Source organism: Amycolatopsis roodepoortensis, from assembly GCF_014873915.1.
GTDB classification, from domain to species: domain Bacteria; phylum Actinomycetota; class Actinomycetes; order Mycobacteriales; family Pseudonocardiaceae; genus Amycolatopsis; species Amycolatopsis roodepoortensis.
This window is the reverse complement of record NZ_JADBEJ010000004.1, coordinates 1,013,940-1,038,716: the sequence shown is the minus strand read 5'-3', so window position 1 is coordinate 1,038,716 and position 24,777 is coordinate 1,013,940. Positions and strand designations below refer to the sequence as shown.

Genomic DNA, 24,777 nt, shown 5'->3' with positions numbered 1-24,777 from the left:
TTTCACTGCGCACTATGTCCAGTCGAGGGCCGGGTGGCGCAGTCAAAGTGGACAACCTGTGTAGGAGGTAGGCCCGATGTCGGAAGTACTCGACGCGCTGGACGCGCGGCTGCTGTTGCTGCTCACCGACTCGCCCCGGCTCGGCGTGCTCGAATGCGCCCGCCGTCTCGGCGTCGCGCGGGGCACCGTGCAGGCCAGGCTGGACCGGCTGACCGAACGCGGGATCCTCGGCGGGTTCCCGCCCGAACTCGACCTCGCGGCGATGGGATACGGCCTCACCGCGTTCGCCGTCCTGGAGATCGCGCAGGGTCGCCGGGCCGAGGTGGCGGAGGCACTGGCCGCGATCGACGAGGTGTGCGAGGTCTACGCGACGACCGGTCAGGGCGACCTCTTCGTGCGTATGGTCGCGCGCAACAACGACGACCTGCAGCGCGTGGTGGACGAGGTGGTCGGCGCGCCGTACGTGCGGCGGACGTCGACGTCGATCGCGTTGTCGATGCCGGTTCCGCCGCGCGTACGGCCGCTGCTGGAACGGCTGGCGCGAAGCTAACCGACCTGGCTCAGGTACCGCTTCGCCGACCGCTGGACCGCCTCGTGCCCGTCGGTCCGGATGATCGCGTCCCACCAGGCGCCGTAGATCGCCTCGAACTCGTACGGGTCGAGCATCTCGGCGGCGCGGCGGACGACCTCGGGACGTTCCGGGATCAGGTTCGGGTAGCTGTACATCATGCCGACGAACCGGCGGTCGGGGATGACCTGCAGGATGTCGCCCGAGAGCACGGCGCCGCGGCCGTTCTCCCCGCCCGGCCAGTGCAGCACGGTCCCGCCGGCGAAATGCACGCCGAGGTTGATCAGCCGCAGGTCGGGGGCGACGTCGAGGGTCGAGCCGCTCCACAGCTTGATCGCCGGATCCGGCCTGCCGACCCACTGCTGGTCGCCCTCGTGCAGGTAGATGGGCGCGTCGAAGGCGTGGGCCCACTCGACCATGGTGGTGTAGTAGTGCGGGTGGCTGATCGCGATACCGGTGATCCCGCCGAGTTCGCGGACCTTCGCGACCAGATCGTCGTCGATGAAGCCCGCGCAGTCCCACAGGAAGTTGCCGGATTCGGCCTTGACCAGCAGTGCCCGCTCGCCGATGGCGAAGTTGGGCGTGGATCCGACCCCGATGAGGCCGGGTCCCTGCTCCTCGATACGAGCCGTGTACGTCCCGCTCGCGCGGACGGTGTTCAGATCGGTCCATCGTTGCCCGGCCTGCGGGACGTACTGACGTTCGTCCTCGCAGATCGGGCAGTCGGACCTGGGTTCCGCGTACTGCATGCCGCAGGCGACGCAGATCGGTAGCTCGCTCATTCGTTCCCTCCAGAATTCTCCGGAGGTCACGCTAACGGCTCGTATGCGCGCCCGGCCATATCGGGGCCGGGCGCGCGGAGTGGCTCATTTGCCGGTGTACGGCACGGCCTTGACGAGCGTCACCTTCTGGATGCTGCCGTTGGGCAGCTCGTACTCGCGGGTCTCGCCCTCTTTGGCGCCGAGCAGCGCCTTGCCGAGGGGGGACTCCGGCGAGTAGACGTCGAGGTCGCCCTCGGTGCCCTCTTCGCGGGTCGCCAAGAGGAAGTTCTCGTCCTCGTCGTCACCGTCGTAACGCACGGTGAGGACCTTGCCCGGTCCGGCGCTGCCGTCGTTGGCGGGCGGCTCGCCCACCTTAGCCGAGCGGAGGAGCTCCTGGAGGTGGCGGATCCGAGCCTCGTGCTGGCCCTGCTCCTCACGGGCGGCGTGGTAGCCGCCGTTCTCCTTGAGGTCGCCCTCTTCCCGGCTGTCGTTGATCTTCGCAGCGATGACCGGGCGGAGCTCGATGTAATGGTCGAGTTCCTGCTTGAGCCTGTCGTAGGCATCCTGGGTCAGCCAGGTCACCTTTGTGTCGCTCACGGTCACCATCTCCTAGTAGGGCCTGCCAGGCTTGGGTGTACAAGCCGGCCACCGGACCGGCATGGCGCGCCGGCCTGGCTGAGATAAAGGAAAAACACGGCCCGTCTTGGGCCGTGCCGGTAGATCAGAGTAACACGGCGCGAGGCATCGCCGCCGGTGGAATTCGGTCGCGCCTCGGCGTTGGGCGCCCGTTTCACCCCGTTGGCCGCTATGGCCTTGACAGGTACCGTGGTACGTCGTATGAGCACCCGAAGATATCAGCCGTGACCGGCCTTCCGATGCTCTTGATGGTGGTCGTCACCCTGCTGTTCTTCGAACCAGGCTGAATCAGGACCTCTTTACGGCCGCTTTCGGCCCCCGCCTTGTCCCGGACCCGGACGACGCAGACGCCGGGACGGTTCACATCGTCCCTGGTCACGTTGATGGTGATCTCCATCGCGTCGCCCGGCTTCTCGTCGAACGAGACACGTTCGCCCTCGATGGGCGCGCTGCCGAAGTTCGTGTACGCGACATAGGCGATCCCGCCGCTGACCAGCAGCGCCACCACGCCGAACACCAGGCGCCGCCAGCGGGCGGGCTTCGCGGCGCGGGTCTTGCCGTAACGGTCCTCGGGCACGTCCGTCCGGGTGCTTTCCGCGCTGGGAGCTTCCTGTCCCGTGCTCAACCCGGGCCTCCCGGTAGGTCTCGTCGTGCTCGCAGGGACAATGGGGTCGTATGCGAGTGGTTCCCCTCGAGTATCCGCGCCCGGCCGGGCGGGCCGTCAGGCAGGGTCGCAGGGGAATAGGGAACGAGAAGGGGACGTTCGGAGCATGGTGCCAGCCAACGAACCGCCGAAGTCACGCCTCCGCCTGATGGCGGTGCACGCGCACCCCGACGACGAGTCGAGCAAGGGTGCCGCCACCATGGCCAGGTACGCCGCCGAAGGGCACGAGGTCATGGTCGTGACCTGCACCGGTGGCGAAGCGGGCAGTGTGCTGAACCCGGCCATGGACCGGCCCGAAGTACTGGCCAACATGACCGAGATCCGCCGGGAGGAGATGGCCCGCGCGGCCAAGATCCTCGGCGTGAGCCACGTCTGGCTCGGGTTCATCGATTCGGGCCTGCCCGAAGGCGACCCGCTGCCCCCGGTCCCGGAGGGTTCGTTCGCCGTCATCCCGCTGGAGGAGTCCACCGGTGCGCTGGTGAAGGTCATCCGGGAGTTCCGCCCGCACGTGATCGTCACCTACGACGAGAACGGCGGGTACCCGCACCCCGACCACATCCGCACGCACGAGATCTCGGTCGCGGCCTTCGACGCCGCCGGCGAGGCCGAGCGCTACCCGGACGCGGGCGAGCCGTGGCAGCCGATGAAGCTGTACTACGTGCACGGGTTCTCGCGCGCCAGGATGACCGTGTTCCACGAGGCCCTGCTCGAACGCGGCCTGGAGTCGCCGTACGAGGAGTGGCTCAAGTCGTGGGACCCGGAGAAGGCCGACGTCATGGAGCGGGTGACCACCCGCGTCGAATGCGGCGACTACTTCGAGCAGCGTGACGAGGCGCTCAAGGCGCACGCCACCCAGATCGACCCGAACAGCCGCTGGTTCGCCGTCCCGCGCGACCTGCAGCGCGAGGTCTGGCCGACCGAGGAGTACGAGCTGGTCCGCTCACTGGTGGACAGCACCCTGCCGGAGGACGATCTGTTCGCCGGCTTGAAGGAGGGCTAGATGAGTTTCGTGGTGCCGGCGTTCGCCGTCATTCCGGTGACGGAGGCGTCGCAGTTCCTGGCACAGCAGCCCGGCAACGGCGACAACGGCGGCCAAGGTGAGGACTTCGGCAAGTCGTCGCCGGTGGGTTTCCTGATCCTGATCCTGTTCCTGATCGCCGTCGCGCTGCTGGTGCGGTCGATGACCAAGCACCTGAAGCGGCTGCCGGAGAGCTTCGACGAGCCCGCCGCCGCCCCGGAGGCCGCTGAAGCGAAGGCCGACGCCGAGGAGCCGGTCGCGAAGACGGAGAAACCGACCGCCAAGTCCGACTGACGCTCGTGAGTGGTAAGGACGGTTAGAACCGTCTTTACCACTCACGAGCCGAAGCGCGTCAGAGGCGCGGGTCGACCGGATCCGACTCCAGCGCCAGCACGGCGAACACGCATTCGTGCACTCGCCACAGCGGCTCCCCGCGCGCCAGCCGCTCCAGCGCCTCCAGCCCCAGCGCGTACTCGCGCAACGCCAGCGCCCGCTTCCGGTTGAGTCCCCGCTTGCGAAGGCGCGAGAGGTTCTCCGGCAGCGTGTAGTCCGGCCCGTAGATGATCCGCAGGTACTCGCGCCCGCGCACCTTCACTCCCGGCTGCGTCAGCCCGCGCGCGCCGCGCGTCAGGTTCGCCGCCGGTTTGACGACCATCCCTTCGCCGCCCGCACCGGTCAGCTCCAGCCACCAGTCGACTCCGCGCGCCACCGACGCCGGGTCGGTGGTGTCCACGGCCAGTGTCCGCGTGCGCGTGAACAGGTCGCCGGTGAGCCGCTCCAGCAGCGAGAGATGCCACTCGTGCGGCCGGTCGTGGTACGCGTGCCCCTCCGACGCCAGGATCTGGAACGGCGCCAGCCGGACGCCGTCGAGGCCGTCGGTCGGCCAGCAGTAACGCCGGTACGCCTGCCGGTACGCGTCCACAGTGGACTCACGAGTCCGGGTGCGAGCCAAGAGCTCCGACACGTCGATCCCGCGAGCCGCGGCCGCGTCCAGCGCGCCGACGGCGGCGGGGAGCACGGCTTGGGCCGCCGCGCCCACGGCCGCGTACTGGCCCGAGATCAGCGAGCCCGCCTTCGCGCTCCACGGCAGCAACTCCGTGTCCAGCAGCAGCCAGCCGGTGTCCAGTTCCTCGAACAGTTCCGACGCCGCTTCCCGCACCCCGGCGATCAGCCGTGCGTTCTGCTCCGGCGTGAAGAACGGCCGCCCGGTGCGGGTGTAGACCGCGCCCGGACCCTGGATCCCGAACCGGGCGGGAGCCACATCGTCGTCACGGCAGACGAGCACGACGGCACGCGAGCCCATGTGCTTCTCTTCGCACAGGACGTGGTCGACACCCGCGGCGCGGAACTCGGCGAAAGCCTCCTCGGGGTGTTCGAGGTAGCCGTCCGCTTCGGACGTCGAACACGGCGCCATGGTCGGCGGCAGGTACGGCAGCCAGCGCGGGTCGACGGCGAAGCGGCTCATCACCTCGAGCGCCGCCGCCGACTGTTCGGCGGAGACGCCGACCCGCCCGTGATGCCGCGTCTCGACGATCCGCTTCCCGGTGACGTCGCCCAGTTCCAGCACCGCCGGCTCGCGCCCGCCAAGCGGCCGCGCCGGTTCGAGCGGGCGTGACGGCTCGTACCAGACCTTCTTCGCCTTCACCGAGACGACTTCCCGCTCCGGGTAACGCAAAGCGGTCAGCTTGCCGCCGAAGACACAGCCCGTGTCGAGACACATGGTCCCGTTGATCCACTCCGGTTCCAGCGTCGGCGTGTGTCCATAGAGGACCATCGCCTTGCCGCGGTAGTCACGCGCCCACGGCAGCCGCACCGGCAGGCCGTATTCGTCGGTCTCGCCGGTGGTGTCGCCGTACAGCGCGGTGCTCCGGACCCGGCCGGACGCGCGCCCGTGGAACTTCTCGGGCAGGCCGGCGTGCGCCACGACGAGCTTGCCGCCGTCGAGGACGTAGTGCGCGATGAGTCCTTCACAGAAGGCGTGCGCCTTCGCTCGGAAGTCCTCGTCCTGCGCGGAAAGCTGTTCCAGCGACTCCGCGAGGCCGTGTGCCACCTTGACCTTGCGCCCGTTCAGCGCGCGGACCAGTTTCTGCTCGTGGTTCCCGCAGACGACCAGCGCGCTGCCCGCCTCGGCCATCGCCATCACCCGGCGCAGCACGCCCGGTGTGTCGGGGCCGCGGTCGACGAGGTCGCCGACGAACACCGCGGTCCGGCCCGCCGGGTGCACGCCGTCGACGTACCCCAGTTCGGTGAGCAGTTCGTCCAGTTCCTCGCGGCAGCCGTGGACGTCGCCGATCACGTCGAACGGCCCGGTCAGCTCGCGGCGGTCGTTGCGCAGCGGCTCGACGACGATCTCCGCGTCGGCGACCTCGGCCTCGCTCCGCAGCACGTGCACGCGACGGAAACCTTCGCGCTCCAACGACTTCAGCGAGCGGTGCAGCTCGCCGCGCTGACGCCGGACGACGTGTTCGCCGAAGTCGCGGTCGGGCCTGGCCTCGTTGCGTTCGTGGCAGACCTTCACGGGCAGATCGAGCACGATCGCCGTCGGAAGGACGTCGTACTCCTTCGCCAGCTTCAACAGGCTCGCCCGCGACGCGCGCTGCACGTTCGTCGCGTCGATCACCGTGATCCGGCCCGCTTCGAGCCGCTTCGCCGCGACGTAATGGAGCACGTCGAAAGCGGCGGCCGACGCGCTCTGGTCGTTCTCGTCGTCGGCCACCAGACCGCGGAAGTAGTCGCTGGACAGCACTTGGGTCGGCGCGAAATGCGTCCGCGCGAAGGTCGACTTGCCGGAGCCGGAGGCCCCGACGAGCACGACGAGGGACATGTCGGGAATGGTCAGTTTCATGCCACGGCCTCCTTCCGAGACGTGAAGACCGCCATTTGGGTCGGCGGTCCTGATTCCTGGGACTCCGGTCCCACCGGTAGATGGCGGACGTCGTAGCCCTGTCGTGCCGCGACGCCGCCGGTCCACGAGCGGAACTGTTCGCGGGTCCACTCGAAACGGTGGTCCGCGTGCCGGAACCGGCCTACTTCGAGGAATTCGAAGTGCCGGTTGTACTCGGCGTTCGGCGTCGTGACGAGCACGATCCGGGGCGCGGCGACACCGAAGACGGCGTGCTCCAGCGCGGGCAGGCGCTCCTCGTCGACGTGCTCGATCACCTCCATCAGCACGGCCGCGTCGTAACCGGCCAGCGACGGATCCGCGTAGGTCAGCGCGGACTGCTTCAGGGTGATCCGCGACTTGTCTTTGAGTCGCTTCTCGGCGATGTCGAGCGCGCTCGCGGACACGTCGACACCGACGATCTCGGTGAACGACGGCTCCTTCTCGAGCACGCGCAGCAGCGCGCCACCGCCACAGCCGAGGTCGAGCACGCGCCGCGCGCCCGCCGCCCGGAGCGCAGCGAGCACACTGCCCTGACGCTGGACGGCCAGCGGTTCGGGCCGGTCCGGCAGCTCGGTGACACGCGCTTCGGCCTCGGCGGGCACGTCGTCCGCCTCGGCAAGCCGGGCGAGCGCGTACGAGACGATCGGGCGGCGCCGTTCGAGATACCGGTTGGTGATCAGTTCGCGTTCCGGATGCTCCGCGAGCCAGCCCTCACCGGCGCGCAGCAACTTGTCGGCCTCGTCCTGGCCGATCCAGTAGTGCTTGTCGCCGTCGAGGGCGGGCAGCAGGACGTACAGGTGCCGCAACGCGTCGACGACCCGCTGGGTCCCGGTCAGCCGGAGATCGACGTAGCGGGAATCGCCCCACTGCGGGAACTCGGGATCGAGCGGGACGACCTTCGCTTCGACGTGCCAGCCGAGCGGCTCGAAAAGCTCGTGGACGACCTCCGCGCCGCCGCGCGCGGTCAGCGACGGGACGCGGATCTCCAACGGGAACCGCTCGCCGACCAGCTCCGGCCGGTTCGCGCACCGGCTGGACAGGGCCGTGGTGAAGACCGCCCGCAGCGCCACCGCCAGATACGAGCCGCCCGCGTACGGCCGGTCGTTGACGTACTGGGTCAGCGACGTGCCACCGCCGCGCACGAGCTCGACGGGGTCCAGCTCGACCAGCAGCGCGACGGTGCAGAGGTCGTCGGACGCCTCGGGGTAGAAGACGTGCGCCGTCCCGGCCGAGAGCGCGAAGGACTGCGCCTTCTCCGGATGCTTGTGCAGGAGAAAGCCGAGGTCGGTGGCCGGGTGCCGGGTGGTCGTCATGGTCAGGAGCACTGGAGGAGTGTCGCGCAGACGGCCGTTCTGCGCGCCCGCTTTTCCGCGTGCGACCCTGGTGACATGTCGAACCGCCTGAAGGCCGCGACCAGTCCGTACCTGCTGCAGCACGCCGGGAACCCGGTGGACTGGTGGCCGTGGGGTGAAGAAGCGCTGGCCGAGGCGAAACGGCGGAACGTGCCGATCCTCCTTTCGGTCGGCTACGCGGCCTGCCACTGGTGTCACGTCATGGCGCACGAGTCCTTCGAGGACGAGGCCACCGCCACGCTGATGAACGCGAATTTCGTCAACATCAAGGTGGACCGCGAGGAGCGCCCGGACATCGACTCGGTGTACATGGCGGCCACCCAGGCGATGACCGGTCAGGGCGGCTGGCCGATGACGTGTTTCCTGACCCCGGACGGCGAACCGTTCCATTGCGGTACCTACTATCCGCCGTCACCGCGGCCGGGAATGCCGTCGTTCTCGCAGCTGCTCGTCGCCGTCGCCGAAGCGTGGGGTGAGCGCCCGGACGAGTTGCGTTCCGGTGCCCGGCAGATCATCGCCCACCTCACCGAGAAGAGCGGACCGCTACCGGAGTCCGTTGTGGACGGTGCCGCGCTGGATTCCGCGGTCGCCACGCTGCGCAAGGAGTTCGACACCGGGAACGGCGGATTCGGGGGAGCGCCGAAGTTCCCGCCCACGATGGCGCTGAACTTCCTGCTCCGCCATCACGAGCGCACCGGCTCCGGCCTCGACATGGTCGAGCACACGGCCGAGGCCATGGCGCTGGGCGGGCTGAACGACCAGCTCGCGGGTGGCTTCGCGCGCTACTCGGTCGACGCGGGCTGGGAAGTGCCGCACTTCGAGAAGATGTTGTACGACAACGGTTTGCTGCTGCGTTTCTACGCGCAGTTCCACGGCGTGACCGGGTACGAGTACGCGCGGCGGACGGTCGAGGAGACCGCGGAGTTCCTGCTGCGCGACCTCGGTACAGCCGAAGGCGGTTTCGCCGCGTCGCTCGACGCGGACACCGATGGCGTCGAGGGGCTGACCTACGTCTGGACTCCCGCGCAGCTGGCCGAAGTGCTCGGCGAGGAGGACGGCGCCTGGGCGGCCGGGCTGTTCCAGGTGACCGAACGGGGGAACTTCGAGCACGGGGCGTCGACCCTGCGGCTGCGTGAGCCGCATCCAGAGGACGAAACGCGTTATGAGCGCGTCCGTCGTGCGCTGCTGACGGCGCGGAACGAACGTCCGCAGCCCGCCCGCGACGACAAGGTCATCGCCGCCTGGAACGGGCTCGCCATCGGCGCGCTCGCCAAAGCGGGCGCGCGACTCGATCGTCCACAGTGGATCGAAGCGGCGGCCCGCGCGGCGGCTTTCCTGATGGACACCCATTTCGCCGGCGGACGGTTGCGCCGGACTTCACGCGGCGGCGTCGTCGGCACGACGGCCGGCGTGCTGGAGGACTACGCGTGCCTCGCCGAGGGCCTGCTCGAACTCCACCAGGCGACCGGCGAACCGCGCTGGCTCGCCGACGCGCTCGTCTTGCTGGACCTCGCCTTGGCCCACTTCGGCATCCCGGAAGCGACGGGGGCTTACTACGACACCGCCGACGACGCGGAAGTCCTGGTGCAGAGGCCGTCCGACCCGACCGACAACGCGAGCCCTTCGGGGGCTTCGGCGCTGGCGAACGCGTTGCTGACGGCGTCCGTGCTGGCCGGGCACGACCGGGTCGGCCGCTACCGCGAGGCGGCCGAGCAGGCCCTGGCGCGGGCGGGACGGCTCGCCGCCCACGCGCCGCGGTTCGCCGGGCACTGGCTCACCGTCGCGGAAGCGGCCGCCGCCGGTCCGGTGCAGGTGGCGGTCGTCGGCCCGGACGCGGCTTCGCGCGCGGAACTGCTGGCCGCCGCCCTCACGTCGTTGCCGGACGGCGCCGTCGTCGTCAGCGGCACGCCGGACGCGGATGGAGTGCCACTGCTGGCCGATCGGCCGCTGGTCGACGGTGCCGCCGCCGCGTACGTGTGCCGTGGGTACGTGTGCGAGCGGCCCGTCACCAGCGCGGAGGAACTGCGCGCTCAGCTCACCAGTCCCACGCCATAGGGGCGTGACCCCCGCCGGTCTGCGGGGCTCCGACCGGCTTCACCGCGACCTGCGGCGCCTTCGGCTTCGGTTTGGTCGTGGTGGTCTTCGTCGGCTTCGGCGGTTTCGTGGAGGTCGGCGGCGTTCCGATGATGGTGAAGGCGCGGGAGGTCTTCGTGCCGTCCAAGCAGGTGAACGTCGCCGTGTACTTGCCCGGCGTCTTGCCTGCCTTGCCGTAGCCGGCGGACTTCCCCCAGTTGCCGCCGATCGTCCACTGGAGCGGCGCCGCGAACCCCGGCGACGTCACCGGGGTCGCCGGCCCGCAGCCGCCCATCGCGGCCTTCGTCTCGGCGTAGATCTGCCCGCCGGGTTCGACTTCGGTCGGACTCAAGAACCAGGACACGTCCTTGGCTTCCGCCGTCGCCGGCGCGACCACCGCCAGCTGGGCCGCTCCGAGCACGAGAGCGCCGATCATGGCCTTCTTCAGCATGAGGTTCCCCTTCCTCGTCGACTGCTGGTGGGAACACGTCCGCGCAGGTCATCAGGTTGCCCTGGGTTTCGCCGGGGGAGAACAAGCGTGATAAGCGGTCATTGCAGGCGTAGCGTCGGTAGCGTTGTAATCATGTAATCGCGGAGGCGAGCATGCACACCTACTTCAGGACGGCGAGGCGGATGGGACGCGGAGGATGGAAGGGCCGGGGCGGCTGGCAGCAGGCGGACATCCCGTCGGCGGACGACGCGGCCGCGTGGTTCGGCGGACGGCTCCCGGAGGGCTGGTTCACGGGAGATCCCGAGGTCACGGTGGATCGCGAGGAGATCGTCATCGTCGGCGAGCTCCAGCCGCTCACCGGTGAGTACGCCGACGACGCCGCCCGTGCGGCGGCCGAGGACGGCCGGATCAGCCGGTTCCGCGAGGAGACCCGCGACGAGCGGATCGAGATCGCGCGCCAGGCCGAGCACCGGTATCAGCGCAAGGTCGCCTGGGGCGCGAGCCTCGGCGGCACGAGGCATCTGTTCACCACGCATTCGGCACCGGTGATGACCAGGCTGCGGCAACCCGAACGCCTGGTCCTCGACACTCTCGTCGACGCGGGCGTCGCGCGGTCGCGGTCGGAGGCGCTCGCCTGGGCGGTCCGGCTGGTCGGGGAGCACGCGGACGCCTGGCTCGCCGAGCTGCGGGAGGCGATGACGAAGGTCGACGATCTCCGCTCACAGGGACCGGACCTTTCCTGAGCCCGGGGTCCGCCCTTAGAGTCGGGATTCCGCCGTCTTCACCGAAGTCCTCTTGCGAAAGAAGGCGTCATGGACGGCAGAATCTCCCGGCGTTGGCTGATCAAGGGCGGTCTCGTGGTGGCCGCGAGCCCGCTGCTCGCGCCCACCGCCTGGGCGGCCCCGGCTCTTCCCTGGCCCGCGGCCGACGGCATCGTCGCGCGGACGAAACGTCCGGTCTTCCCGGACCGGACGTTCTCGATCCTCGGGTTCGGCGCCAAGGGCGACGGCAGGACCGACAACACCGCCGCGATCAAGAAGGCGATCGAGACGGCCAACGCGCGCGGCGGCGGGCACGTCGTCGTGCCGAAAGGCACCTTCGTCACCGGCGCCGTGTACCTCAAGAGCAACGTGGACCTGCACCTCGCGGCGGGCGCCGTGCTCGCCTTCGGTTCCGACGCCTCGAAGTTCCCGAACGTGCTCACCCGCTACGAGGGCATCGAGTGCGTCAACCGGTCGCCGATGATCTACGCGTACAAGGAGTCCAACATCGCGGTGACCGGGAAAGGCACGCTCGACGCGGCGGGCACGGCGTCCTGGAACAAGGGCAAGGACCGTGAGTACCTGGAATCGCTGGTGGCGGGCGGAGTCCCGCCGGAGAAGCGGGTCGTTCCCGGCTCCGGGCACACGATGCGGTCCACGTTCGTCGAGCCGTACTCGTGCGACACCGTGCTCATCCAGGGGATCACGCTGAAGAACCCGATGTTCTGGCAGCTGCATCCCACGCTGTGCCGGAACGTCACGATCGACGGCGTCCGCACGGACGCGAGCACCGCGCGCTCCAACACCGACGCCTGCGATCCGGAGTCCTGCGACCACGTGGTGATCGTGAACTCCCACCTCGGGGCGCACGACGACAACGTCGCGCTCAAAGCTGGCCGGGACGACGATGGGCGCCGCGTCGGCGTGCCGTGCCGGAACATCGTCGTCGCGAACTGCGTGATGGACGGGAACTGGGGCGCGATCACCTGCGGCAGCGAGCAGACCGGCGGCATCCGCGACGTCTACGCGTACGACCTCACCGTCACCGGCGAAACGAAATACGGGCTGTACGTCAAGTCGAACACCCTGCGCGGCGGGTTCACCGAGAACGTCAACCTCCACGGTGTCTCCGGCACGTTCGCCCGCTCGGTCGCGTACGTCCTGCCGGACTACAACGGACAGACCGGCGCGTACGTCCCGCGGTTCGGGCCGTTCACCATCAGCGACTCCGCGAGCACGAGATGCGGGCAAGCGGCGTTCAACGTCCGAGGGTTGCCCAACTCACACGTTCGGGGGCTGCGGGTGAGCGATTGCCGCTTCGACGGCGTCGCGAACACGGCAAACGTCCTGAAACACGTCGATGACCTGCGGTTCGAGAACACGACGATCAACGGGCGGCCGGTCTGATTCGGGCTGCGCCCCCCGATGCGGTGCGGCAGGCTGAACGCAGACCGCACCGCATCGGAGGAATCGTGGACACACCAGGACTTCCCGCGAAGATCGACCCGGACGCGCTGACCACCGTCCTCGATGGACGGTGGGCCGGGCTCCGCCGCGCGGTGCGCGCGCAGATGGCGGCGGAGGACTTCAAGGATCCCGTCGATCTCGATGTCGAAGCGCACCGTGCCCAGGTACTCGAATGGCTGCGGCTGCTCGCCCGCACCGACCGGCCGGGGCTCGGCTTCGACCCGGCGTACGGCGGTGGCGGCGACGTCGGCGGCTCCGTGATGTCGTTCGAGATGCTGGGCTTCGGCGACCTCTCGCTGATGGTCAAGGCCGGCGTCCAATGGGGCCTGTTCGGCGGCGCGGTGCAGTTGCTCGGCACCGAACGCCACCACGAGCGCTATCTGCGCAAGATCAAGGATCTGGAGCTGCTGGGCTGTTTCGCGATGACCGAGCACGGCCACGGCTCGGACGTCCAGCATCTCCGCACCACCGCGACCTACGACCCGGCGACGCGCGAGTTCGTCGTGCACACGCCGGACCGGGGCGCGATGAAGGAGTACATCGGCAACGCCGCCCGCGACGGCGAGCTCGCGGTGGTGTTCGCGCAGCTGATCACCGGTGGTGAGTCGCGTGGCGTGCACGCGTTCCTGGTGCCGATCCGCGGCGAGGACGCGAGCGGTGTCGAGATCGAGGACTGCGGCCGCAAGGCCGGTCTCAACGGCGTCGACAACGGGCGGCTCACCTTCACCCAGGTGAGGGTTCCGCGCGAGGCGCTGCTCAACCGGTTCGGTGACGTCGCCGAGGACGGCACGTACACGAGCCCGATCGAGAGCGACGGCCGCCGGTTCTTCACGATGCTCGGCACGCTCATCCGCGGCCGGGTCAGTGTCGCGGGCAGCGCCGGCAGCGCGACGAAACGCGCGCTCGCCCTGGCCGTCCGGTACGGCGAGCAGCGGCGGCAGTTCGCGCGGCCCGACGGCGAGGAGGTCGTGATCCTCGACTACCGCGCCCACCAGCGGAAACTACTGCCCGCGCTGGCGACGTCGTACGCGCTGCACTTCGCGCAGGAAGCGCTCGTCTCGAAGCTGAACGACATCGCCGAGGACGCGCCGGAAGAAGAGCAGCGAGAGCTGGAATCACGCGCCGCGGGCATCAAGGCCGTCTCGACCTGGCACGCGACCGCGACCATCCAGGCCGCCCGCGAGGCGTGCGGCGGCTCCGGCTATCTCTCGGAGAACCTGCTCGCCGGGCTGAAAGCCGACACGGACGTCTTCACCACCTTCGAGGGTGACAACACCGTGCTGCTGCAACTGGTCGCGAAGGGCCTGTTGACCAGCTACAAGGATCATTTCGAGGACCTCAGCCCGCTCGCGACCGCGCGGTTCGTGGCGGAGCAGTTCGTCGAGGCCGTGATCGAACGGACGTCCGCGCGCAAGGTCGTCGAGCGGCTCACCGAAGCCGACGACGGCGATGTCCTCTACTCGCGCGAATGGCACCTGAAGCTGTTCGAAGACCGCGAAGAGCACGTACTCGGCGGTGTCGCGCAGCGTCTGCGTAAGGCGGCCTCGGACCCCTTCGGCGTCTTCAACGACGCGCAGGACCACGTGCTGCGCGCCGGGCGCGTACACGTCGACCGCGTAGTGCTCGAAGCGTTCATCGACGCCATCGAACGCTGCGCCGACGGCGAAGCCCGCGAGCTGCTGGAGCGGGTCTGCGACCTCTACGCGCTCGCGAACATCGAGGCGGACCGGGGCTGGTTCCTCGAACACGGGCGCCTGACCTCCGGGCGCTCGAAGGCCGTCACCGCCGCGGTCAACGCGTTGTGCGCCGACCTGCGCCCCCATGCGCGGACCCTCGTGGACGCGTTCGCCATCCCCGAGCAGTACCTGGCGGCTCCGATGCTGCGGGACTGAGCGCGTCAAGCGATGTCGAGAGCCGTCCCATAGAGTCTGTCGGCTTTGAGGGTGATGTAGAGCCTTCGCTCCGCTGCGATGGTCTCCAGGAACTCCGCCTCGTCTTCGGGCTTCTGCCGCTGTGCGGCGAGATACTCGAGGCCCGCCGCGTCGCCCGGTGTCCGCGTGACTTCGGAGAGTTCCGCTTTCCCTTCCACGACGGCGAATTTCCAGTGGTCGGCGCTGGAGACGTAGAGCGATGCGGTCGGGTCGTTGCGGATCTGCTTGACCTTGAGGCGGTCTTCGGTCGTGCTCACCCGGACCTCGCGGCTCTCGGGATCCCAGGTGTAGACGACGGTGGAGAGATGCGGACGGCCGTCGCGCTTGAGGGTCGCGAGGGCGCCGAAGGTGTGCTGTGCGAGGAAGTCGCTGAGGGCCGCGTCGTCGAGGCGGCGGGGCGGTGCGTTCTTGGCCATGGGGTGATCATGGCTCCCCGGCCGGGGCGCCGGAAGAAGGCACTTTCTTGTGCCAGAGGGAACACGCGTGTGTCCGACCTGGTCACGCCGGTGCCGCACTCGTGATCAGAGACGCAACTCGCGTGATTGGACGGGTAACTCGCGTGATCGGGCGCGCCACACGTGAGTTACGCGTCCAATCACGCGAGTCACGCGCCTGATCACGCGAGTTACGCGTACATCGCCAGCCAGATCGCGATGTAGTGGGACACCGCGGCAAGAACCGTGCAGGCGTGGAAGTACTCGTGGTACCCGAAGGTGTCCGGGAAGTGGTTCGGCCACTTCACCGCGTAGAACACCGCGCCCAGCGTGTAGAACAGCCCGCCCACGCAGAGCAGGACGAGCGCCGCGACGCCGGCGTGCGTGGCCAGTTCGGGCAGGACGAAGACGGCGACCCAGCCCAGCGCGATGTAGATCGGCACGCCGAGCCACCGTGGCGCGTTCGGCCACAGCATCTTCAGGGTGACGCCGCCGATCGCGCCGCCCCACACGATCGCGAGCACGATGTACCCGGTCGGCTGGGACATGGCCAGAAGGGTGAACGGCGTGTAGGTGCCGGCGATGAACAGGAAGATCATCGAATGGTCGGCGCGCTTCATCCATTCGTATGCTCGTGGGCTCCACAAGCGACGGTGGTACAGCGCGCTTACGCCGAAGACGCCGAGGACGGTCAGCCCGTAGACCGAAGTGGACAAAGCGGCGATACCGGACACTGTGGACGCCGCGAGGCTGATGAGGGTCGCGGCTCCGGCCACCGCGCCGAAGAAGGACCAGAAGTGGATGTGCCCACGCAACCGAGGACGCGTGTCCACTACGGGCGAGGGGCCGGACGGCTGGGGTTCGGTCACTACGCTCACTCACCCAGGTTACGGCACCGTAGGTTTTTCGCCAGTGTCCGTGGCGCGTCCCACTGAGGCTCGCGAGGTGACTAGTCTCCACTGGCGTGAGTCTTCGGTCCTTCTTGTCAGACGTCGTGTACAGCGCCTACGGCAGGCGCCTGATCCAGCAGGCCAAGGGGCGCCATCCACGCCATATCGCCATCATGCTGGACGGCAACCGCCGCTGGGCGCGCGAAGCGGGCTTCACCGACGTCGCCGACGGGCACCGGGCGGGCGCCAAGAAGATCGCCGACTTCCTGAGCTGGTGCAACGAGGCCGACGTCGAGGTCGTCACCATGTGGCTGCTTTCGACCGACAACCTCGGCCGCGCGGCCGAGGAGCTGAGCCCGTTGCTGAAGATCATCACCGACGTCACCGACGAACTCGCCGCGCCGCACACGCCGTGGCGGCTTCGCATCGTGGGAGCGCTCGACCTGCTGCCCCCGGAGGTCGCGAAGGCCCTCAGCGCGGCCGCGGAGCGCACCGAGGGGCGCACCGGGATGGAGGTCAACGTCGCGGTCGGTTACGGAGGGCGTCAGGAGATCGCCGACGCGGTCCGCAAGCTCCTGCTCCAGCACGCCGACGAGGGCACTTCGATCCGCGAGCTCGCGAAGATATTGGACGTCGACCACATATCCGAACACATGTACACCTCGGGCCAGCCCGATCCGGATCTGATTATCCGCACCTCGGGTGAGCAGCGGCTTTCCGGATTTCTGCTCTGGCAATCGGCGCATTCGGAATTCTGGTTCACCGAAGCTTATTGGCCCGCGTTCCGCCGGGTCGATTTCCTGCGGGCGATGCGCGATTACGCGTGGCGGCACCGGCGCTTCGGTTCCTGACCCCGGACATGACGAAGGCCCCGGCGTGCACTCCGGGGCCTTCGACGTCCACTTCCGAAGATCAGTGGTTGTGGTGCTCCAGCGAGTGGAGGATCAGAGCCGGGGTGGTGGCGATGCCCGTGTAGGCACCGGCGACCAGGGAAGCGGCGCCGTAGCCCAGCGCTCCGCCGCCCTCGATGAACGTGTTGTAGGCGTCGCCGAACGTGGGGTCCGGGGTGCCCGAGGTCTCACCGGTGGCGGCGAACGCGGTCCCGCCGACCATCATGATGCCCGCGGCGACGGCGGAAACGAAACCAGCCTTCTTCAGCACTTCGCACTCCTAAGTAGAGATGTTCAGGGATCGGGGGCACCGAATCCGGTGGGGGTGTCCCGCAGTGAGAAAATTACTCGCTATTCAGGATTTGTGACCGTCTCGTAAGCCCATTGTGTGAGCCGAAAAAGGCGCGTTTCACTCGGTCCGGTTCTCTGTCTCGGGCACAAAATGCGTCCTGCGACGACGCGTGGTAGAACCCTCCGTCTCATCAGGTGAACGCCCTGCGTCGCGTTAATCCATCCGGGTCACGTCGACGAGCGTCCCTGAATGGAGATCATCACTACGCATCGTGACGGTGACCAGGCGTTGATGTCACGCGACCGACAGTGAGATGACGGTTTGGCGAATCACCGTGGTGGCTGCCTGCGCGATCGGCCGGACGCAGGTACCTTCCGGAAGTGAGGGTTCGCGTCCCATGCGGACTCTCGCGGGAGGCCCTGGTCGTGGCGGTTGTCGACAGGGCGGCACAGCCGCCCAGTGGATGCACGAGGGGGCCGGCACCCGGCCCTCGCGGCCGTGCCGACTGACGTCGCAAGACGTCGGAAGGAACGGTCAGCCAGGGAGGTGCCCGGCCCAGCGAGTGCGGGCGTGGTGCCACGCCCACGAGGGAGATGCCGTCGTGACTGCGCAGCGTTCACCCCGCAAGGCCTCTGGCCGTTCTTCGACCGGTGCCTCTGGCCCGGAGAAAGCCTCGATCTCGCCCGAATCCCAGCGGTCCACTTACGTGCTCGACACGTCGGTCCTGCTCTCTGACCCCTGGTCGGTGACCCGTTTCGCCGAACACGCGGTCGTGCTCCCGCTGGTCGTCATCAGTGAACTGGAGGCGAAACGTCACCATCCCGAACTGGGGTGGTTCGCGCGCGAAGCGCTCCGCATGCTCGACGACCTGCGTCGTCAGCACGGCAGGCTCGACGCGCCGATCCCGATCGGTGAGCACGGCGGCACCCTGCAGGTGGAGTTGAACCACTCCGACCCCACGGTGCTCCCGGTCGGCTTCCGCACCGACTCCAACGACCACCGCATCCTCGCCTGCGCGCTCAACCTGGCGGCGGAACGCGCGTCGGTCACGCTGGTGACCAAGGACATCCCCTTGCGCGTCAAGGCGGGCGCCGTCGGCCTCGAAGCCGACGAGTACCGCGCGCAGGAGGTGACGCCCTCGGGCTGGACGGGGATGGCGGACGTGGACGTCCCGCAGACCCTGGTCGACGCGCTGTTCAGCGGGTCTTCCGTGGATCCGGCGGAATTCGGGATGCCGGAAGTCGGGGAACTGCCCTGTCACACCGGTTTGAGGCTGCTCGCGGGCAGTTCGAGCGCGCTGGGGCGGGTCACCGCGGACAAGCGGATCCGGCTCGTCCGGGGTGACAAGGAGGCGTTCGGGCTGCACGGCCGGTCGGCCGAGCAGCGGGTGGCGCTGGATCTGCTGCTGGACTCCGACGTCGGCATCGTCTCGCTGGGCGGACGGGCCGGCACGGGCAAGTCGGCGCTCGCGCTCTGCGCGGGGCTGGAGTCGGTGATGGAACGCCGTCAGCATCGCAAGGTCGTCGTGTTCCGGCCGGTCTACGCGGTCGGCGGCCAGGATCTGGGTTACCTGCCCGGTTCCGAGAGCGAGAAGATGCAGCCGTGGGCGCAGGCGGTGTTCGACACCCTCGGCGGGCTGGTCAGCCAGGACGTCCTCGACGAGGTCTTCGACCGCGGCATGCTCGAAGTGCTTCCGCTGACCCATATCCGCGGCCGCTCGCTGCACGACACGTTCGTCATCGTCGACGAGGCGCAGTCCTTGGAGCGCAACGTGCTCCTGACCGTGCTCTCACGGCTCGGCACGGCTTCGCGGGTCGTGCTCACGCATGACGTCGCGCAGCGCGACAACCTGCGAGTCGGGCGGCACGACGGCGTTTCGGCGGTGATCGAGAAACTCAAGGGTCACCCGCTGTTCGCGCATGTCACGCTGACCCGTTCCGAGCGCTCGCCGATCGCGGCGCTGGTCACGGAGATGCTGGAGGACCACGGATAACCGGGACCGGGGAGTCCTCTTGGGACAGTCCCAAGAGGACTCCCTCCGGGTATCACCAGCCAGACGGCAGCGGACGTCCTTCCGCGAAACCGGCGGCGGACTGGATGCCGAGCAGCGCGCGCTCGTGGAACTCCTCCAGCGTGCGCGCGCCCGCGTACGTGCAGGCGGAGCGCACACCGGAGCCGATGGAGTCGAGCAGGTCTTCGACGCCGGGGCGAGCCGGGTCCAGCGCCATCCGCGACGCGGAGATGCCCTCTTCGAACAGGCCCTTCTTGGCGCGCTCGAAGACGTTGTCCGTGCGCGTGCGGGCGCCGACGGCGCGCTTCGACGCCATGCCGAACGATTCCTTGTACGGCTTGCCCTGCTCGTCGTAGCGCAGGTCGCCGGGGGATTCGTGGGTGCCGGCGAACCAGGAGCCGACCATCGCCGCCGACGCGCCCGCGGCCAGCGCGAGCGCGACGTCGCGCGGATGCCGCACGCCGCCGTCCGCCCAGACGTGTTTGCCCAGCTCACGCGCCGCGGCCGCGCATTCGGCGACGGCGGAGAACTGCGGGCGCCCGACGCCGGTCATCATCCGCGTCGTGCACATGGCGCCGGGGCCGACGCCGACCTTGACGACGTCCGCTCCCGCGTGGATCAGGTCGCGCGTGCCCTCCGCGGTGACCACGTTCCCGGCGACCACCGGGACCTGCGGGTTCACCGATCGGACGGCCTTGAGCGCAGAGATCATCTTCTCCTGGTGGCCGTGCGCGGTGTCGACGACCAGCACGTCGACACCCGCCGCGAGGACGGCCTCGGCCTTCGCCGCGACGTCGCCGTTCACGCCGATCGCCGCGGCGACGCGCAGGTTGCCGCCGTCGTCGACGGCCGGGGTGTAGATCTCCGCGCGCAGCGCCGCGATCTCGGTCAGGACGCCCGCGAGCCTGCCGTTTTCGTCGATGCCGAGCGCGAGACGGCCTCCGTGGTCGTGCAGGCGCTCGAAGACCTCACGCGGCGGCGTGTCCAGGGGGACCGTGACGACCGCGGGCTCCGCGACGTCGGCGAGGCGCGCGAAGCGGTCTACGCCGGCACAAGCCGCTTCGTCGACGACGCCGACGGGCTTGCCGTCCTCGTCCACGACGACGACGGCACCGTGGGCGCGTTTGCCGACCAGGTTCAGCGCGTCGGCCACCGCGTCTCCGCCGGTCAGCACGAGCGGGGTGTCCCAGACGGTGTGACGGCTCTTGACCCAGGTGACGATGTCGGCGACCGCGGCCACGTCGACATCCTGGGGGAGGACGACGAGCCCACCGCGCCGGGCGACCGTTTCGGCCATCCGGCGGCCCGCGACGGCGGTCATGTTGGCCACCACGATCGGGATCGTCGCGCCGGTGCCGTCCACAGTGGACAGATCGACGTCGAAACGGGACTCCACGTCCGACCGGTTCGGCAGGAGGAACACGTCGTCGTAGGTCAGGTCGTGAGCGGGCCGGTGCCCGTCGAGAAAGCGCACGAGAGCCCAGGATACCCGCGTGGGACAATGACGGCATGACCGACCGGGACCGTGACGAAGCCGGACGAGCCCGCAACGCGCGCCCGCGGGACGGTCTCGGCAGGCCGCTCCCGTACGGCGCCGACGGTGTCGAACGGCAGCCCGAGGGCGTCGAACGCAGCCCCGAGGACACCGTTTCCGAGGCGCAGCGCCTGCTCGACGCGGGCCGCCCGTTTCACGCGCACGAGGTGTTCGAGGACGCGTGGAAATCCACCGACGGGCCGGAGCGGGAGCTGTGGCGCGGGCTCGCGCAGCTCGCCGTGGGCCTGACCCACGCGGCCAGGGGGAACGGGAACGGTGCGGCGTCGCTGCTGGAGCGCGGCGCCGAGAACATCGAGCCGTTCCGCGAGGCCCGGCCGCACGGGATCGACATCCCGGGGCTGCAGGCCTGGGCGCGGACCATGGCCGACGAGGTGAAGACCCGGGTGCGGGTCGATCCGGTCGCGCCCCGGCTACTCGGCCAGTAGCGCCGAGCCCGAGCGGTAGAGCTCGATCAGCAGCGGCCGCAGCGAGAGTCCCGCTTCGGTGAGGCGGTAGCTGGTCCGGCTCGGGAAGCCCGGCAGTTCCTCGCGGATGGCGAGGCGGCGCGCGGTCAGGTCGCCGAGGCGTTCTGTCAGCACCTTCGCGGACAGGGCGGGCAACGCCGCGCGGAGGTCGCTGAAGGACCGGGGGCCGCCCATCAGCTCCCGAAGGACCAGCGTCGTCCAGCGGCCCGAGATCGCGGCGAGCGCGACCTCGACGGGACAGTCCGGCTCCGGCCGCCGCGTGCGGCCGCGCGCGTCCGGGACGAGTTCGCCGTCGAAGGTTTCCGTTTGGTGACCTGCTTCGCGGTCGGTTTCGCTGTCCGCATGACGCATTCCCCCAGTGTGCCGTTGACCGCCGACGCCGCCGAACATCCCTTCGTCTTCCAAGCCGCTTTCAACACCGGATCCGCCGAAATCCTCGACACGGTCTACGAGCCGGACGCCGTGTTCGTCCGCCGGGACGGCGTACGGGTGAGCGGCGCGGGGCGCCGGGCCGCGAACAGCGGGATCCTCGCGCTCGGGCAGCCCATCGAGGTCACTCCGCGCCAGGTGCACGTGTCCGGTGACCTGGCCTTGCTGATCGTCGACTGGGTCATCGAGGGCCACCTCTCCGCGACGGCTACTGACGTCGCGAGGCGTGGTGAGGACGGGCTCTGGCGCTACGTGATCGACAACCCCTTCGGTCTCGGCGCGCCTTGAGTACTCGACATACCGCGAGTATGTTACTTCGAGTAGGGATACTGCCCAGTAGGTAACGGTGGGAGGAAGCGCGGATGAGCGAGCCCAGGGAACTGCTGGCCGAACCGCTGAAACTGCGGTGTGGCGCGATCCTGCCGAACCGGCTGGCCAAGGCCGCGCTCAGCGAGCAGCTCGGCGATCGCCGCAACCGGCCGACCGCCGAACTGACCGAGTTGTACCGGACGTGGTCGCGAGGCGGTGCCGGGACGCTGATCACCGGCAACGTCATGGTCGATCCGACCGCGCTGGGTGAACCGCGCAACGTCGCGGTGCCCCGGGAGCCGGACGCGACCGCGTTCGAGCCGTGGGCACGGTCGGCGGACGGGACCGAGAGCCGGGTGTGGGTCCAGCTCAACCATCCCGGCAGGCAGAGCCCGCGTTTCCTGTCCCGCCAGCCGGTCGCGCCGTCGGCGGTGCCCTTCGGTGACCGCGGTATCCGTTCGGTGTTCGCGACGCCTCGGGCGCTGACCGTCGGCGAGATCGAGGCGATCATCGACCGGTTCGGCGTGGCCGCGCGGACCGTCCTCGACGCCGGGTTCGCCGGCATCCAGATCCACGGGGCGCACGGTTATCTCGTCTCGCAGTTCCTTTCGCCGCTGACGAACCGGCGCACCGACGGCTGGGGCGGAGACGCGCTCCGGCGGCGCCGGTTCCTGCTGGAAGTGGTCGCCCGTGTGCGTGCCGAGGTCGGTGACTCGGTGCCGATCGCGGTCAAGCTCAACAGCGCGGACTTCCAGCGCGGCGGGTTCAGCGAGGAGGAATCACTCGAAGTCGTCCGCGAACTGGGTGAAGCGGGGATCGACCTGCTGGAAGTCTCCGGCGGCACCTACGAGAAGGCCGCCATGATGGGTTCGGCCAAGGCGAGCACTCTCAGCCGTGAGGCCTATTTCCTCGATTACGCCGCGAAGGCGCGGCAGGTCTCCGACGTCGCGCTGATGGTCACCGGAGGCTTCACCAGCGCGCAAGGCATGGCGGAGGCGCTGCGCTCCGGCGCGCTGGACGTCATCGGTCTCGGCAGGCCGCTGATCGTCGACCCGGCACTGCCCGGGCGGCTCCTGGACGGCGAAGACGTGCGCGCGCGGCGTACGGCGCCGAAGACCGGCCTCCGGCTGGCCGACAGCCTGCTCGAGATCCAGTGGCACACCCAGCAGATGCACCGGGTGGCCGCCGGGAAACCGGTGGACCCGCGGCTCGGCGCGGTGCGGACGCTAGTACGTGCCGGCGTCGCGGATCCGCTCAACGCTTTCCGGCGGGTCCGGGGCTAAGTAGTCGTCGGGTTCATCCCGGCGGCTGAAGGTGCGGTCGAAGCCGACCGCGGCCGCCGCGAGACCGATGAACAGCACCCCGATCAGCACGCAGTTGAACGCGACACCGCCGTAGCTGTTGATGCCCGGATCGACGAACGGGTACGGGTAGAACCCGATGATCGCGCCGCGCACCAGCGTGACCGCGAGCCAGATCAGCGGATACAGCAGCGACCACCACAGGACCCGCCACGACAGCTGGCCGCGCGGCCCGAACAGCAGCCAGCCCGCGACGCACATCAAGGGCGACACCTTGTGCAGCATCGTGTCGGCGAACACCGCCCAGCCGTGCAGTTCGTAGAGATCGGCGAGCGCGACCTGGAAGACGACACCCGTCACGGTGATGCCGACGAGACCGGTGAGCCGCAGCACGCCGAACAGCGTCGACCGGCCCGCGACACCGAGCGCGAGCAGCAGGCTGCCGATGCCGACCAGGATGTTCGAGTCGATGGTGAAGAAGGCCAGCAGGTTGGCCACCCGCCCCGCCGGGGTGTGGAAGACGCCGCCGGTCGTGCCCGCGGAGACCGGGATCTGCGCGGCGAGCCCGGCGATCACCACCAGCGCGGTCAGGCCGAACCAGGCGCGCGCGATCTTGGAAGCCTGCATTCGCCCACTTTATGGGTGATCGGGTGGGGACGTCCCGTCACCACCGTGCGCCGCCACTCGATCGGGGGCGGGATGCCGCCGGGTCTTCCCGCCCATCGGGTCATATCGTGGGAAACGATGGACGTCGAGCGGAGGCCCGGACGCCGCGGACGGGTCGCGCGGGGTCCGGCGGAGGACAGCGGACCCGTCGCCGAGTTCGCGCGGCGGCTGTGGGAGCTGAAACGGGCCGCCGGTGACCCTTCCTACGACCGCATGCGCGACGAGTACGGCGCGCTCGCGTCGAAATCCGCGCTTTCGGCCGCCGCCCGTGGTGAGCGGCTGCCCAGCTGGGAGACGACCTGGGAGTTCGTCCGCGTGCTGGCCGCCGGGGTGCTCGGCGGTGACGAGGACGAGGTCCGCCACGAATGGCGCGGTGAATGGGAACGCGCGCGGGACGCGCTGACCGCCGGACCCGGACCGGTCGCCGTGAAGCCGCGCCGGACGGCGTTCCTCCTCGCCGGAGCCGTGGCGATCGTCCTGGTCGCGGCGCTGGTGCTCGTCTTCGCCGCGCCGTTCGGTGCCGAGCCCGCCGCCCCGGCCGGCGACGCGTCGGAATTCGTCGCCGACGTGACCGTGCCCGACGGCAGCGAGGTCGCGGCAGGCTCGACCTTCGTGAAGACGTGGGAATTCCGCAACGCGGGAACGGTCGGATGGATCGGCCGCTATCTGGTCCGCGCCGGATCGTTCGGGAATCCCGGCGAATGCGGCACGCCCGATCGCGTGCCCGTCCCGCAGACCGCGCCCGGCGAGCGGGTGCGCGTCTCCGTCGAGGTGCGTGCGCCCGATGCGCCCGGGCATTGCCAGGTGTACTGGAAGATGGCCGACGAACAGGGGCGCATCCTGCTGCCGAACACCCGCGCGGTGTTCTTCTCGGTCCGCGTCATTTGACCATCCGGGCCGATGGCCAAAACGCTGACCTGCGTGGACATTGATTCCTCGGCCATGGCCATTTCGCGGCCGTGAATCGCTT

At 69.4% G+C, this 24,777-nt stretch carries 25 protein-coding genes; 13 read left to right on the top strand and 12 right to left on the bottom strand.

Translation table 11 applies throughout. From position 1 onward, the window contains the following. Positions 1-76: 76 nt before the first annotated feature. Complete coding sequence (locus H4W30_RS15585) at positions 77-550, top strand: Lrp/AsnC family transcriptional regulator (protein ID WP_192743465.1); 474 nt, start codon at positions 77-79, stop codon at positions 548-550. Here H4W30_RS15585 and H4W30_RS15580 read toward each other — a convergent pair. The 3 genes from H4W30_RS15580 to H4W30_RS15570 all read right to left on the bottom strand — a co-directional run bounded on the left by H4W30_RS15580 (position 547) and on the right by H4W30_RS15570 (position 2,590). After that, the gene (locus tag H4W30_RS15580; RefSeq protein ID WP_192743464.1) at positions 547-1,350 is read right to left on the bottom strand and encodes an MBL fold metallo-hydrolase; all 804 of its coding nucleotides are present in this window, start codon (positions 1,348-1,350) and stop codon (positions 547-549) included. The two genes, H4W30_RS15585 and H4W30_RS15580, sit on opposite strands and share 4 nt — an antisense overlap. 84 nt (positions 1,351-1,434) lie before the next feature. Further along, on the bottom strand, positions 1,435-1,935 hold the full coding sequence (greA, locus tag H4W30_RS15575; RefSeq protein ID WP_016337198.1) for a transcription elongation factor GreA: 501 nt from the start codon (positions 1,933-1,935) through the stop codon (positions 1,435-1,437). Positions 1,936-2,134: 199 nt separating this feature from the next. Beyond that, positions 2,135-2,590, bottom strand: coding sequence for a DUF4307 domain-containing protein (locus tag H4W30_RS15570; RefSeq protein WP_192743463.1), 456 nt, complete (start codon positions 2,588-2,590; stop codon positions 2,135-2,137). A gap of 145 nt (positions 2,591-2,735) precedes the next feature. Between H4W30_RS15570 and mca the strand changes: the two genes are divergently transcribed. Together mca and H4W30_RS15560 are read left to right on the top strand one after the other, a co-directional pair. Beyond that, positions 2,736-3,629 carry a mycothiol conjugate amidase Mca gene (mca, locus tag H4W30_RS15565; protein ID WP_192743462.1) on the top strand — a complete coding sequence of 298 codons (894 nt, stop codon included), beginning with the start codon at positions 2,736-2,738 and terminating at the stop codon, positions 3,627-3,629. Then, entirely contained in the window at positions 3,630-3,941 is a 312-nt protein-coding gene (locus H4W30_RS15560; protein ID WP_192743461.1) for a hypothetical protein, read from the top strand. 58 nt (positions 3,942-3,999) lie between these two features. Here the strand turns inward: H4W30_RS15560 and H4W30_RS15555 are convergent, their stop codons facing one another. Both H4W30_RS15555 and H4W30_RS15550 read right to left on the bottom strand, forming a co-directional pair. After that, on the bottom strand, positions 4,000-6,492 hold the full coding sequence (locus tag H4W30_RS15555) for a polynucleotide kinase-phosphatase (RefSeq protein WP_192743460.1): 2,493 nt from the start codon (positions 6,490-6,492) through the stop codon (positions 4,000-4,002). Beyond that, positions 6,489-7,856: a 3' terminal RNA ribose 2'-O-methyltransferase Hen1 gene (locus tag H4W30_RS15550; protein WP_192743459.1), complete on the bottom strand. Its 1,368-nt coding sequence runs from the start codon at positions 7,854-7,856 to the stop codon at positions 6,489-6,491. Before H4W30_RS15550 ends, H4W30_RS15555 begins: the two co-directional genes overlap by 4 nt. Positions 7,857-7,919: 63 nt before the next feature. Between H4W30_RS15550 and H4W30_RS15545 the strand changes: the two genes are divergently transcribed. Continuing rightward, on the top strand, positions 7,920-9,938 hold the full coding sequence (locus H4W30_RS15545) for a thioredoxin domain-containing protein (protein WP_192743458.1): 2,019 nt from the start codon (positions 7,920-7,922) through the stop codon (positions 9,936-9,938). On the opposite strand, the gene H4W30_RS15540 is transcribed toward H4W30_RS15545, so the two are convergent. Then, positions 9,919-10,407: a hypothetical protein gene (locus H4W30_RS15540; RefSeq protein ID WP_192743457.1), complete on the bottom strand. Its 489-nt coding sequence runs from the start codon at positions 10,405-10,407 to the stop codon at positions 9,919-9,921. The genes H4W30_RS15545 and H4W30_RS15540 overlap by 20 nt on opposite strands. Before the next feature lie 182 nt (positions 10,408-10,589). Here H4W30_RS15540 and H4W30_RS15535 point away from each other — a divergent pair, with 182 nt between their 5' ends. The 3 genes from H4W30_RS15535 to H4W30_RS15525 all read left to right on the top strand — a co-directional run bounded on the left by H4W30_RS15535 (position 10,590) and on the right by H4W30_RS15525 (position 14,527). After that, positions 10,590-11,150, top strand: coding sequence for a hypothetical protein (locus H4W30_RS15535; protein ID WP_192744116.1), 561 nt, complete (start codon positions 10,590-10,592; stop codon positions 11,148-11,150). A 69-nt stretch (positions 11,151-11,219) separates the two neighbouring features. Continuing rightward, positions 11,220-12,575 (top strand): glycoside hydrolase family 28 protein, encoded by a 1,356-nt coding sequence (locus tag H4W30_RS15530; RefSeq protein WP_192743456.1) that lies wholly within the window; start codon positions 11,220-11,222, stop codon positions 12,573-12,575. A gap of 65 nt (positions 12,576-12,640) precedes the next feature. Further along, positions 12,641-14,527, top strand: a complete 1,887-nt coding sequence (locus tag H4W30_RS15525) for an acyl-CoA dehydrogenase family protein (RefSeq protein WP_192743455.1) — start codon at positions 12,641-12,643, stop codon at positions 14,525-14,527. Between the two features lie 5 nt (positions 14,528-14,532). Here H4W30_RS15525 and H4W30_RS15520 read toward each other — a convergent pair whose 3' ends face one another. Then, positions 14,533-14,982 carry a pyridoxamine 5'-phosphate oxidase family protein gene (locus H4W30_RS15520; RefSeq protein WP_192743454.1) on the bottom strand — a complete coding sequence of 150 codons (450 nt, stop codon included), beginning with the start codon at positions 14,980-14,982 and terminating at the stop codon, positions 14,533-14,535. Between the two features lie 209 nt (positions 14,983-15,191). Beyond that, positions 15,192-15,833 (bottom strand): PAQR family membrane homeostasis protein TrhA, encoded by a 642-nt coding sequence (gene trhA / locus H4W30_RS15515; protein WP_037342457.1) that lies wholly within the window; start codon positions 15,831-15,833, stop codon positions 15,192-15,194. A 131-nt stretch (positions 15,834-15,964) separates the two neighbouring features. On the opposite strand from trhA, the gene H4W30_RS15510 reads away from it, so the two are divergent. Beyond that, the gene (locus H4W30_RS15510) at positions 15,965-16,741 is read left to right on the top strand and encodes an isoprenyl transferase (protein WP_061986121.1); all 777 of its coding nucleotides are present in this window, start codon (positions 15,965-15,967) and stop codon (positions 16,739-16,741) included. Positions 16,742-16,802: 61 nt separating this feature from the next. Here the strand turns inward: H4W30_RS15510 and H4W30_RS15505 are convergent, their stop codons facing one another. Beyond that, positions 16,803-17,051, bottom strand: coding sequence for a hypothetical protein (locus tag H4W30_RS15505; protein ID WP_192743453.1), 249 nt, complete (start codon positions 17,049-17,051; stop codon positions 16,803-16,805). Positions 17,052-17,778: 727 nt separating this feature from the next. On the opposite strand from H4W30_RS15505, the gene H4W30_RS15500 reads away from it, so the two are divergent. Beyond that, entirely contained in the window at positions 17,779-19,065 is a 1,287-nt protein-coding gene (locus H4W30_RS15500; RefSeq protein ID WP_126737523.1) for a PhoH family protein, read from the top strand. Positions 19,066-19,117: 52 nt separating this feature from the next. On the opposite strand, the gene guaB1 is transcribed toward H4W30_RS15500, so the two are convergent. Beyond that, entirely contained in the window at positions 19,118-20,557 is a 1,440-nt protein-coding gene (gene guaB1 / locus H4W30_RS15495; RefSeq protein WP_037340859.1) for a GMP reductase, read from the bottom strand. A 35-nt stretch (positions 20,558-20,592) separates the two neighbouring features. On the opposite strand from guaB1, the gene H4W30_RS15490 reads away from it, so the two are divergent. Continuing rightward, entirely contained in the window at positions 20,593-21,063 is a 471-nt protein-coding gene (locus tag H4W30_RS15490; RefSeq protein ID WP_192743452.1) for a DUF309 domain-containing protein, read from the top strand. Here the strand turns inward: H4W30_RS15490 and H4W30_RS15485 are convergent. Next, on the bottom strand, positions 21,049-21,453 hold the full coding sequence (locus tag H4W30_RS15485; protein WP_192743451.1) for a winged helix-turn-helix transcriptional regulator: 405 nt from the start codon (positions 21,451-21,453) through the stop codon (positions 21,049-21,051). The two genes, H4W30_RS15490 and H4W30_RS15485, sit on opposite strands and share 15 nt — an antisense overlap. On the opposite strand from H4W30_RS15485, the gene H4W30_RS15480 reads away from it, so the two are divergent. Both H4W30_RS15480 and H4W30_RS15475 read left to right on the top strand, forming a co-directional pair. Next, entirely contained in the window at positions 21,445-21,819 is a 375-nt protein-coding gene (locus tag H4W30_RS15480; RefSeq protein WP_225949345.1) for a YybH family protein, read from the top strand. The two genes, H4W30_RS15485 and H4W30_RS15480, sit on opposite strands and share 9 nt — an antisense overlap. A gap of 74 nt (positions 21,820-21,893) precedes the next feature. Next, positions 21,894-23,123: an NADH:flavin oxidoreductase/NADH oxidase family protein gene (locus tag H4W30_RS15475; RefSeq protein ID WP_192743449.1), complete on the top strand. Its 1,230-nt coding sequence runs from the start codon at positions 21,894-21,896 to the stop codon at positions 23,121-23,123. Here H4W30_RS15475 and H4W30_RS15470 read toward each other — a convergent pair. Further along, complete coding sequence (locus H4W30_RS15470; RefSeq protein ID WP_192743448.1) at positions 23,067-23,768, bottom strand: Pr6Pr family membrane protein; 702 nt, start codon at positions 23,766-23,768, stop codon at positions 23,067-23,069. The genes H4W30_RS15475 and H4W30_RS15470 overlap by 57 nt on opposite strands. A 117-nt stretch (positions 23,769-23,885) precedes the next feature. Here H4W30_RS15470 and H4W30_RS15465 point away from each other — a divergent pair, with 117 nt between their 5' ends. Beyond that, complete coding sequence (locus H4W30_RS15465) at positions 23,886-24,695, top strand: NBR1-Ig-like domain-containing protein (protein ID WP_192743447.1); 810 nt, start codon at positions 23,886-23,888, stop codon at positions 24,693-24,695. Positions 24,696-24,777 lie beyond the last annotated feature (82 nt).